This is a genomic window from Streptomyces sp. NRRL S-340 (genome assembly GCF_000720185.1).
Classification (GTDB): Bacteria; Actinomycetota; Actinomycetes; order Streptomycetales; family Streptomycetaceae; genus Streptomyces.
Map to the genome: position 1 here is coordinate 17,225 of NZ_JOIY01000016.1, position 10,270 is coordinate 27,494.

Here is a 10,270-nt window from a genome sequence, read left to right on the forward strand (position 1 = left end):
CCGGTGGTGCGGCGCCGGGGTGCTGCCCGCTGGGCCTGGGCCGGGGCGGCGGGTCCGGACCGAGCGGTGGCCCGCGGCCCGCTCGGGCCGCCTCAGCCGGCGGCGGCCGTGCGCGGCGCGCCGCGGAAGACCTGGGTGGTGTGCCAGGAGCGGTGCAGGTCCGCGACGGGCCGGATCCCGGGTTGCGGGCCGGTCAGCGGGCGGCCTGCCAGGGCCGTGACGTGGGCGCGGGCGGCCGCGCTGCGGCCCACGAAGTGCCGGGAGACGAGGACGCGGTGGCCGTCACCCATGCCGAGGACACCCTTGTCGAACAGCTTGTGGTGCAGCGAGCACAGGCACAGGCCGTTGTCGACGGAGTCCGGGCCGTCGAACGCCCACCAGCGCACGTGGGCCGCCTCCAGGCCGACGGGAGCGTGGTCGATCATGCCGTCGTAGCCGCAGAAGGCGCACTGGTACTCGTAGGCGGTCAGCACCAGCTCCCGCATGCGCCGGTCCCGCTGCCGCCTGCCGGGCGCGGCCGCCCCGGCCGCCGGTTCCGCTTCCGGTTCCGGGTCCAGGCCCACCGCGTCGCACAGGTCCCGGTGCAGCGACGGAGGGAAGTGCTGGTCCAGCAGCGTCCTTGCCATCCGGCCCAGCAGCGGCGGATCGCGACGGAGCGCCGTCCGCAGGTCCGGGGCCAGCCGCCCGGTGGCGCCGGACGCCCGCAGCTCCCGTATTCCGGTTCCGGGGCTGCCGGGGCCGCGGTCGGTCCGTACCTCCCACACCCCGTCGTTGACGAGGTGGTGGAAGGGGTAGGCGGGCGTGGTCGGGCGCGCGGGGCCGTACTCCGCCAGCAGCCGCTTCAGGTCACCCTCCACCGCGCTGTACGGCAACGCGTCCTCGGCGTCCGCCTGGAAGCGGCCCAGCGCGTACAGGAGCAGCAGCGGCTTGTGCGGCGCCCGGACCCCGTCCCGGCTCCACTGCTTCAGCTTCGCGGCGCGCTCCAGCCAGTCCATGGACGGTGATCCTAGTGAGGCCCGGCCGGACGCCTCGCCGAGGTGGTCCCGCACCGGTGACGCGCGGCCTCGCCCGCCCAAGGGCCCGGTGGACGCGAACGGGCCCTGTTCTTTGCCGGCCGGTTCTGCCGAACCCCTTGACCGGTCCCCGTGCCCGAGTATGGTCTAGACCAAGTTTCGTAGGTCTAGACCTACATCAAGGGCCTCGCAGACGTCGGTTCCGATTCATCGAGGGAAGTGATGTGACATGGACACGAAGAGAAAGGTGGCTGTCGCGATCGGGGCGCTGGTGGCCCCGGTGCTCGCCGTCAGCCTCCCGGCGGCCACGGCCGGGGCGCACGGCTGGGTCACGCTGCCCACCAGCCGGCAGGAGCAGTGCGCCGAAGGCGTCGTCGACTGCGGCCAGATCAAGTACGAGCCGCAGAGCGTCGAGGGCCCCAAGGGTCTGCAGAGCTGCAGCGGCGGTCACGCGGAGTACGCCGAACTGGACGACGACAGCAAGGGCTGGAAGGTCACCCCGGTCGGCACCACGGCGACGTTCACCTGGCACAACACGGCACGCCACTCCACCGCCAACTGGCAGTACTTCATCGGCGGTCAGAAGATCGCCGAGTTCGACGGCCACAACCAGCAGCCCGCCGCCGACGTCAGCCAGCAGGTGAACTTCGGCGGCTTCACCGGCCGCCAGAAGGTGCTGGCCGTCTGGAACATCGCCGACACCGCCAACGCCTTCTACTCCTGCGTCGACGTCAACATCGGCGGCACCGGCGGCGGTGACGGGGGCGGTGGCGGCGGCAACGGCGGCGGGGGCACCTGCACCGCGCCGGTCTGGGACCCCGCGCACGTCTACAACGGCGGCGACACCGTCTCCTACGGCGGCCACACCTGGCGCGCCAAGTGGTGGGTCACGGGCGACAAGCCCGGCACCACCGGGCAGTGGGGCGTCTGGGAGGACCTCGGCGCCTGCCCGGCCGGCTGATCCCCGGTCCCGGACCCCCGACGGGGCGGCCCGCTCGCGCCGCCCCGTCGGGGGTCACCGCGGCCGGTCCTCAGTCCCCCTCGCCGCGCCGCAGGTGCAGCGAGCGCAGGGCGGCCTCCAGGGCGAAGCGGTGGTCCGGGTCGGCGAGGCGGTCGCCGAGGCGGGCGTCCAGGTTGCGCAGGCGGTAGCGGACGGTCTGGGCGTGCACGCCCAGCATCTCGCCGACCTGTTCCGCGGGCGCCCGGGTGGAGATGTGCACGCGCAGGGTCTCCACGAGCCGGTCGCGGCGGCTGGAGGGCAGGTCGTCGAGCGGGGCCAGTTCCCTGGCCGCCAGATGGGACACGAGCGAGGGGTCGGACAGCAGCCACAGCGTCACCAGGTGGTCCTCGCAGCGGACCAGCGGCGCGTCGGCCACGACGCCCTCGTCGATGAGCTGGAGCACGCGGCGCGCCCAGCGGATGGAGTCGGCGGCCTGGGTGAGCGGCACGGTCAGGCCCGCCACGGCGTGCGTGCCGGCCAGGGCGGTGTCGAGCATGGCCTGCCGCTGGGGGGTCAGTGCGCCCGGGACGAGCAGGTGCGGCTGGGGGATCTCCAGGTCGGCCAGGACGTCTCCGGCCAGGCCCGCCTCCAGGTGGTCGGGGACCGGGGAGCGCAGCGCGACGAGGGTGACGTCGGCGGGCAGCGGCCAGGCGGCGGCCTCGCACAGCCCGGACACGGTCGACTGGGGCAGCGGCGGAGCGGCCAGGATCAGGTGCAGCAGTTGTCTTCGCAGGGCCGGCACCTCGGAGGAGGCCCGGGACTGCACCTCGACGTAGCCCTCGCGGGAGAGTGCCTCCAGTTCCTCGACGTAGGCGAACAGGGCGTCGGCGAAGGCGAGGATGACGGTGGGGGAGAGGTTGTACTGGCGGCCCACGGCCTTGGCGCGGCGCAGCGCGATCCGGGCGCCGAGCCGGTAGGCCCCCTGGAGGGTGTCGAGTTCGCGGCCCTCGTAGGCCTCGACGCGGCCGAACTTGCGCAGCAGTTCGTCACGGAGCGCCGAGTTCTTGCCGGGTTCGGCGACGCGGTCCACGAACGCGGACAGCGCCTGTTCGACGCCCTGGCGGATGGCGTCCGCGTTCGGTCCGTTGAGCAGGCGGCCGTAGACGGGGTAGGCGCGGGTGACCTCGACGCGTATCTCCTTCATGAGCCCGGGTAACTCCGGTCGCATGAAGGCCGCGAACTCCTTGGGCAGGGGGTCGAGCGGCTCTCCGACCTCCGGTGTCCGTACGGTTGAAGGCATGAGTTGGTCGTCCCTTGCTCTTCCGACGCGCCCGGTGGGGGGACCGGCCGGACGCCGCCCGCCGCCGCGGTGGCGGGCGGCGGGCGACAGAAGGCCGGTCGTCAGGTGCAGACCTGTGTGAAAGGTGAAGCTAAATCAACTTCCTTGATCCGTACACAGGTTGTGCACACTTTGGTGCCGTGGGGCGGGTGCGGCCGACCGGGACGGCTGATAATCGCCGCCGTACGGCCATTACTTGACGGCGGAGTTCCAGTTCCGCGCGAGGACCTTGCCCGCGTCGGGGACGACGGTGCCGGGCGCGTTCAGACCCGCCAGGGAGGTCTGGGTGTCGTTGAGCGTGATGCTGTTCTTCCCGGCGGCGGAGGGCAGCCCCGTCTTGAGGTTGACCGCCGCGTCGATCAGGCCGAACAGCCCCAGGCCGCAGCCGCTGGCGCCGGGCACCGCGAAGGTGCTGTCGTTCTGGGTGGCGCCGGTGAGGTTGATCCGGCTCATGTCGCCGTCGTCGGCGAGGGTGCCGTCCCCCTTGAAGAACGTCATGCCGAACTCGGGGTAGTTGAGGTTCTTCGGGCGCAGCACGATCGGGCTCGACTTGGTGCCGATGTAGCAGTTGCTGCCCAGGAACGGGTTCTGCAGGTGGATGCGGACCGGGATGGCGACGATCGGCTCGCCGGTGACGATGCCCGCCGTCTGGTCGAAGTCGGTGGGCGCGCCCACCGACTCCACGGTCGCCGTGATCTTGTTGAGGCTGCTGTTGGTGATCTGCTCGCAGATGGCCGTGATCGCGGGCACGTTGCTCGGGCACATCAGGCCGAGCAGGCCGCCGGGGACGGTCGCGGAGTCGGCGATGATCGCCCCCGCGGACGGGGCCACGACCGTGCTGGTGCCGTCGGAGTTCTGCACGACGCCCATCTGGAGGTCGGTGCGGCCCGTCGTCACGGTGGTGTTGCCCAGCTTGATGGAGCCGCCGGCCGATGTGGAGACCACGCACTGCGGCGTCTGGGCCAGGCCGTCGGCGGCCAGCATCGCGGGGGCGCTCACCGGACAGCGGGTGAAGGGCGCCCACTCGCCGTTGAGCTGGGCGGTGGCGGCGGTCGCCGTGCCCATGGCCGCGACGGAGCCGAGGGCGGTGCCGAGCACGGTGACGGTGGTGAGGAGTCCGGCACGGCGGGAGAGTCTGGTCATGGGGTGCCTTCCGTGAGGGTGCGGGGGAGCCGGGGGATCAGCGCGCGGGGACGGGGATCTTGAGGGGCTGCAGGTCCTTGGTGCACTCGCTGTCGTAGTTGGGCGCGGCCTGGCCGCACGTCTGGCCCTGGATCTGTTTGATGTAGTTGTCCGGGCCGGAGACCGAGGCCGTCAGCAGGGGGTCGAGGTCCTCGCCCCCCGTACCGCACCCGGTGAAGGCGGGGATGTCCGCGGAGCCGGTCAGCGGGCCGCCGGAGGAGACCAGGTAGCCCTCGGCGTCCTGGCCGGTGCCCATCTCGCCCCTGCCGTGCAGCACCAGGTGGTCGCCGGGGAACTTCGCGGGCTCCGGGTCGGCCGAACGCAGCGGCGTCCGCGTCCGGCAGGACGGTCCCACGTCCAGCCGCGTGCCGTTCACCGTCAAGGACGTGATGTGGAGCACCAGCGGTACTCGGACGTACGTGTCCAGGGCCAGGGGGAACGTGTCCATGTAGCCGAACGAGTCGATGGTCAGCGGGCCTGTCTGTTCCAGCACCATGGTGGCCGTCGCCGGAACGAAGCCGAAGGTGAGCAGGGTGGCCTTGAACGGCGGGGTCCGGGCCTCGTCCTGGTAGAAGAACTGGCCGTCGGAGTGCTGCGTGAGGACGGGCCTGCCGTCCGGTGCGGCCCCGAAGTTCAGGTCGCCCTGCTCGATCAGCGAGCACGACAGCGGCAGCAGTGACGCCGCCTTCTGTTTCCGCACGTTCGAATAGCCGGTGACGTACGCGTTCAGCGACTTCGACGTCGCCGGATGGTGCTCGTCGTAGCGGCACGGTGGCGCGTCGCGGCGGTCGGTGGTGGCACCGGGCGCGGTCCCGGTGATCTTCGGAGCCCGTTCGCTCTGCGGGTCGCCGGGGTGCGGCTGCGGCCGGCCGGACGCCGAAGAGGACGCCGACGGGGTGCCGGAGTCCGTGCCGGTGGGGGAAGCCGGCGGGGAACTCCCGGGGCCGGACGTGACGGAACCGACCGGCACGGTGGCCAGCAGCCCCTGGCCGGGGGCGTCCTTGCCGAGGGCGCACTGCACGGTGGCCGGGGTGCGGCCCCCGGCGGCCGGGTCGGTGGAGGGGGTGGCGGAGCCGGTGGAGGACGCGGTCACCGCGAGGTCGACGGCCAGGTCACCGGCGGAGAGCGTCAGGTCGCCCGTGCTCTGCGCGGTCACCGACGGGACGTCGCCGGTCGAGGTCAGCGTGAGCGGGCCGGATTCCGGGACGGGGACGGGCTGTGCCGTGCCGCGCCAGGTCGCCTCCGCGCCGGCCCGGTTCTGGGCCACGGCGACGGCAAGGCGCGTGGCGGCGTTCACCTCGCCGCCCTTGGGCAGGCCCAGGGCGGCCACCGCGGCGGCCGGCAGTTCCACCGTGGTGGTGACCTGCGTGGGCCGGATCGCCTCACGGGGCCGCACCCGGTCCGGCAGGACCGCCGAGACGCGGACCGTCGCCTGCTGCGGGCCGGAGGGAAAGGCGCACACATAGGGGAGTGCGGTGTCGACCTGCTGGGGGGCCGCGGTGGCGACGGCGACCGGGACCATGGCGGCCAGCACGATCAGCGCGGCGGTCGACGCGCTCCGGGCGCGGATTCGGGGGGTCATCCGGCGGTCTGCCTGACGGCCTGTCATCTGTGTCTGCCTCACGGGTGGGAGCCGGCGGGCGCCGGGACGGTGCCGGTACGGGCCGCCTTGACGGTGCGGTCGCCCCCGCGAGGGGGTGACCCGCCGGGGAACCTCTTCACGAATGGGTGACGCTCCTTCTTCCGGGCGGTGCCGGCCGGGGACCCCGCCGTGGCGGTACGCCCCGGACCGGCGGCAACCGCCCGGCCGGGGGTGACCCGGTCAGGCGGTTGCGAGCGGACGGGCAGGACTCACGGGTTGGAGCCCTTGATCGTCGGGATCGTGCTGGTGCCGGACACCTTGACGGCGTAGTTGCCCTTGAAGGTGGGCTTGGTGGAGGTCGTGACGACCGTGCCGCAGTTGGTGGCCGAGGTGACGGTCAGTTCACCGGAGACGCTGTTGACGGCCAGGATGCCGGTGGAGTTGGTGTAGGTGCCCGACGCCTTGCCGGTCACGGTGAAGACACAGGCGCCGGCGCTGACCTTGGCGCTGATGTTGTCGACGTAGCCGGTGGTGACACCGGTCGAGGCGTTGTAGTCCTTCGCCATGATCTTCCACGGCGTGGTGGCCACGGTCGTGACGTTGCCCAGGAGGCTGGTGCACGGCGTGGTGGCGGTGCCGAAGTTGATGGCACTGATGGTGGCGACCTGCGACGGGTTGCCGGTGTTGCTCGCCATGGTGCCCGACGCGCCCGATGTCGTACACGTCATCGGGATGTTGGCGGTCAGCATGATGTTGCCGCTGTTGGTCGCCGTGTAGTTGGCCGGCGTCGGGTTCACGGTCCAGACCGTGGAGGCGTTCGCGGAGGCGGGGGCGACGGCGATGCCGAACGCTGCCGCGCCCGCGCCCGCCACGACGGCGATCCTTCTGATGGACTTCTTCATGGCTCTGGGACTCTCCTTGGGGATTGACCGGCAGAGGCGGACCGCCACGGAACGGATGGAGCGGGAGCCGTGCGGTCCAGGGGATCGGAATCCTCGATCGCGAGCACCGACGTTACTTGCGGGAAACTTGGCCGAACAATGCCGCCGACCATGATTCTTTGAAAAGGGCAAGCATCTGTCGGCCGGGTGAGCAGTCGGCACACCCGCTTAGTCATCCGCTGCTAAGGGGTGCGCGCCCCGGTTTTTTCCGGTGTCGCGTGCGAGAAGTCCGGAATGCGTCGCCCCGGCCGCTTTCCGGGGCGCCCGACACGCAGCCCGGTGATAAAGAGGCGACTCTTTTTTGTGGCCCGTCTGACAGGCCGTGAATGGCCGAAGAGAATGTCGTCAAAAACTGCGGACCTGCTCTTGCCCGGCGAGGTTACCCGGCCGTAACGTGCCGGGTACGGCGCTGATCTCCAGGTCGGCGGCCCCCCGCCGGCCGGAGACACGACGGGCGATTTCCGGCCTTTGCCCTCCTTCAGGGCCGGTCGTCCGCAGGCAGGGCCCGCGGATCCACTCCCCCCGGAGGCGCGCGGCCCTGTCCTGTCTCCCGGAGACAAGTACCGGACCGTTTTTTGTCTGTCCGGTGACAAAGACGGAATGCCCGCCAGGAACCCGGTACCTGCCTATTGTCAGTGAGCCGTGCACCGACTTAACGTGCGCTCCTCGGTGCACACCTGACCCACCCTTGTCGGAGGTGATATGGGAATCGAAGTGGTGGTCGAGGGCCTGACCAAGTCCTTCGGCAGGCAGAGCATCTGGCAGGATGTGACCCTCACCCTTCCGGCCGGTGAAGTCAGCGTGATGCTCGGCCCGTCCGGGACCGGCAAGACCGTGTTCCTCAAGTCGCTCATCGGGCTCCTCAAACCGGAGCGCGGCCGTGTCCTCATCAACGGGGTGGACATGGTGAACGGACCGGAACGCGACATCTACGAGACCCGGAAACTCTTCGGCCTCATGTTCCAGGACGGCGCCCTCTTCGGCTCCATGTCGCTCTTCGACAACATCGCCTTCCCGCTGCGCGAGCACACCCGCAAGAAGGAGTCCGAGATCCGCCGCATCGTCATGGAGCGGATCGAGGTCGTCGGCCTGCTGGGCGCCGAGGGAAAGCTGCCCGGCGAGATCAGCGGCGGCATGCGCAAACGGGCCGGCCTGGCCCGCGCCCTGGTGCTCGACCCGCAGATCATCCTGTGCGACGAACCGGACTCCGGGCTCGACCCGGTCCGCACCGCCTACATCTCCCAGCTGCTGATCGACCTGAACGCGCAGATCGACGCGACGATGCTGATCGTCACCCACAACCTCGACATCGCTGCCACGGTCCCCGACAACATCGGCATGCTCTTCCGCCGCGAACTGGTCACCTTCGGGCCCCGCGAGGTGCTGCTCACCAGCGACGAACCGGTCGTCGCCCAGTTCCTCGCCGCCCGGCGCGAGGGACCCATCGGCATGTCCGAGGAGAAGGACGCCGCCACCCTCGCCGCCGAGGCCGTACCCCTGCCGTCCGGGCCCCGTGAGATCGTGCCGCAACTGGAGCCGTCACCGGGCCTCCCGCCGCGCCGTGCCGTGGAACGGCGCCGCGAGCGGGTCATGGGCATGCTCGACCGGCTGCCGCCCGCCGCCCGCACGGCCGTCGAGCGCGCCCACGCCCCCTCCGGCACACCCACGCTGACGCTGCCCACGCACGGGAGCGGCCAGTGATCACCGGAGCGCTGCGGCAGACCGGCCGGCTCTTCGCGCTCGCCGCGGAGGTCGGCCGGGCCGTCTTCAGACGGCCCTTCCAGTTCCGCGAGTTCGTCGAGCAGTTCTGGTTCCTGGCCAGCGTGACCATCCTGCCCGCCGCGCTCGTCTCCATCCCCTTCGGCGCCGTGATCGCCCTCCAGGTCGGCTCGCTCACCCAGCAGCTCGGCGCCCAGTCCTTCACCGGCGGGGCCAGCGTCCTCGCCGTCGTCCAGCAGGCCAGCCCGCTCATCGTCGCCCTGCTCATCTCCGGCGCCGGCGGCTCCGCGATCTGCGCCGACCTCGGCTCGCGCACCATCCGCGAGGAACTGGACGCCATGGAGGTCATGGGCGTCTCCCCGGTGCAGCGCCTGGTCGTCCCGCGCGTCCTGGCCGCCATGGGCGTGGCCGTCCTGCTCAACGGACTGGTCTCCGTGGTCGGCATCCTCGGCGGGTACTTCTTCAACGTCTACCTCCAGGACGGCACCCCCGGCGCCTACCTGTCCAGCTTCTCCTCCCTCGCCCAGCTCCCCGACCTGTACGTCAGCGAACTCAAGGCGCTCGTCTTCGGGTTCATCGCGGGCATCGTCGCCGCCTACCGCGGACTCAACCCGCGCGGCGGCCCCAAGGGCGTGGGCGACGCGGTCAACCAGTCCGTCGTCATCACCTTCCTCCTGCTCTTCTTCGTCAACATGGTGATGACGGGCGTCTACCTCCAGATCGTCCCGCCGAAGGGAGGCTGAGGCCGTGGCCTCCCCGCTCGTCTGGCTCGACCGCTCCGGCGACCAGCTCCTGTTCTACCTGCGCTCCCTGCTCTGGGTCCCGCGCACCCTGCGCCGCTACCTCAAGGAGGTGCAGCGGCTGCTCGCGGAGGTCGTGTTCGGCACCGGCGGCCTCGGTGTCATCGGCGGCACCATCGGCGTGATGATCGCGATGACCCTGTTCACCGGCACCGTCGTAGGACTCCAGGGGTACGCGGCCCTGGACCAGATCGGCACCGCCGCGTTCACCGGGTTCGTCTCCGCCTACTTCAACACCCGCGAGATCGCCCCGCTGGTCGCCGGACTCGCCCTGTCCGCGACCGTCGGCGCCGGCTTCACCGCCCAGCTCGGCGCCATGCGCATCAACGAGGAGGTCGACGCCCTCGAAGGCATGGGCATCCGCTCCCTGCCCTACCTCGTCACCACCCGCATCATCGCCGGCGTCGTCGCCATCATCCCGCTCTACGCGATCGGGCTGCTCTCCTCCTACCTGGCCTCCCGCTACGTGACCGTCCTGTTCAAGGGCCAGTCCCGCGGCACCTACGACCACTACTTCGGCCTGTTCCTGTCGCCCACGGACGTGCTGCTGTCCGTCCTGAAGGTGCTCATCTTCAGCGTCATGGTGATCGTCGCCCACTGCTACTACGGCTACCGGGCCACCGGCGGCCCGGCCGGGGTCGGCGTCGCCGTGGGCCGTTCGGTGCGCAACGCCATCGTGCTGATCGGCCTCACCGACTTCTTCCTCTCCCTCGCCCTGTGGGGCGCCACCACGACCGTGAAGGTGGCGGGGTGA

9 protein-coding genes are annotated in these 10,270 nt (G+C 71.2%); 4 read left to right on the forward strand and 5 right to left on the reverse strand.

Translation table 11 applies throughout. The features are described from left to right. Positions 1-92 precede the first annotated feature (92 nt). Positions 93-995, reverse strand: a complete 903-nt coding sequence (locus IG64_RS14925; protein WP_037855989.1) for a phosphorothioated DNA-binding restriction endonuclease — start codon at positions 993-995, stop codon at positions 93-95. A gap of 247 nt (positions 996-1,242) precedes the next feature. On the opposite strand from IG64_RS14925, the gene IG64_RS14930 reads away from it, so the two are divergent. Then, a complete protein-coding gene (locus tag IG64_RS14930; RefSeq protein ID WP_037855990.1) occupies positions 1,243-1,974 on the forward strand; it encodes a lytic polysaccharide monooxygenase in 732 nt (243 codons plus the stop codon). Between the two features lie 70 nt (positions 1,975-2,044). On the opposite strand, the gene IG64_RS14935 is transcribed toward IG64_RS14930, so the two are convergent. The 4 genes from IG64_RS14935 to IG64_RS14950 form a co-directional block, all read right to left on the reverse strand. Then, positions 2,045-3,253, reverse strand: a complete 1,209-nt coding sequence (locus IG64_RS14935; RefSeq protein WP_037855991.1) for a helix-turn-helix domain-containing protein — start codon at positions 3,251-3,253, stop codon at positions 2,045-2,047. A gap of 231 nt (positions 3,254-3,484) precedes the next feature. Continuing rightward, entirely contained in the window at positions 3,485-4,435 is a 951-nt protein-coding gene (locus IG64_RS14940) for a hypothetical protein (RefSeq protein ID WP_037855992.1), read from the reverse strand. Between the two features lie 37 nt (positions 4,436-4,472). Next, positions 4,473-6,056 (reverse strand): DUF6801 domain-containing protein, encoded by a 1,584-nt coding sequence (locus IG64_RS14945; RefSeq protein ID WP_037855994.1) that lies wholly within the window; start codon positions 6,054-6,056, stop codon positions 4,473-4,475. Positions 6,057-6,325: 269 nt separating this feature from the next. After that, entirely contained in the window at positions 6,326-6,958 is a 633-nt protein-coding gene (locus tag IG64_RS14950) for a hypothetical protein (protein ID WP_037855995.1), read from the reverse strand. A gap of 741 nt (positions 6,959-7,699) precedes the next feature. Between IG64_RS14950 and IG64_RS14955 the strand changes: the two genes are divergently transcribed. From IG64_RS14955 to IG64_RS14965, 3 genes are read left to right on the forward strand one after another with little or no spacing between them, the layout of a single operon-like run. Further along, positions 7,700-8,698, forward strand: coding sequence for an ABC transporter ATP-binding protein (locus IG64_RS14955; RefSeq protein ID WP_037855997.1), 999 nt, complete (start codon positions 7,700-7,702; stop codon positions 8,696-8,698). Then, positions 8,695-9,459 carry an MlaE family ABC transporter permease gene (locus tag IG64_RS14960; RefSeq protein WP_037856000.1) on the forward strand — a complete coding sequence of 255 codons (765 nt, stop codon included), beginning with the start codon at positions 8,695-8,697 and terminating at the stop codon, positions 9,457-9,459. The genes IG64_RS14955 and IG64_RS14960 overlap by 4 nt, the downstream gene beginning before the upstream one ends. A 4-nt stretch (positions 9,460-9,463) precedes the next feature. Next, positions 9,464-10,270, forward strand: a complete 807-nt coding sequence (locus tag IG64_RS14965) for an MlaE family ABC transporter permease (protein WP_037856002.1) — start codon at positions 9,464-9,466, stop codon at positions 10,268-10,270.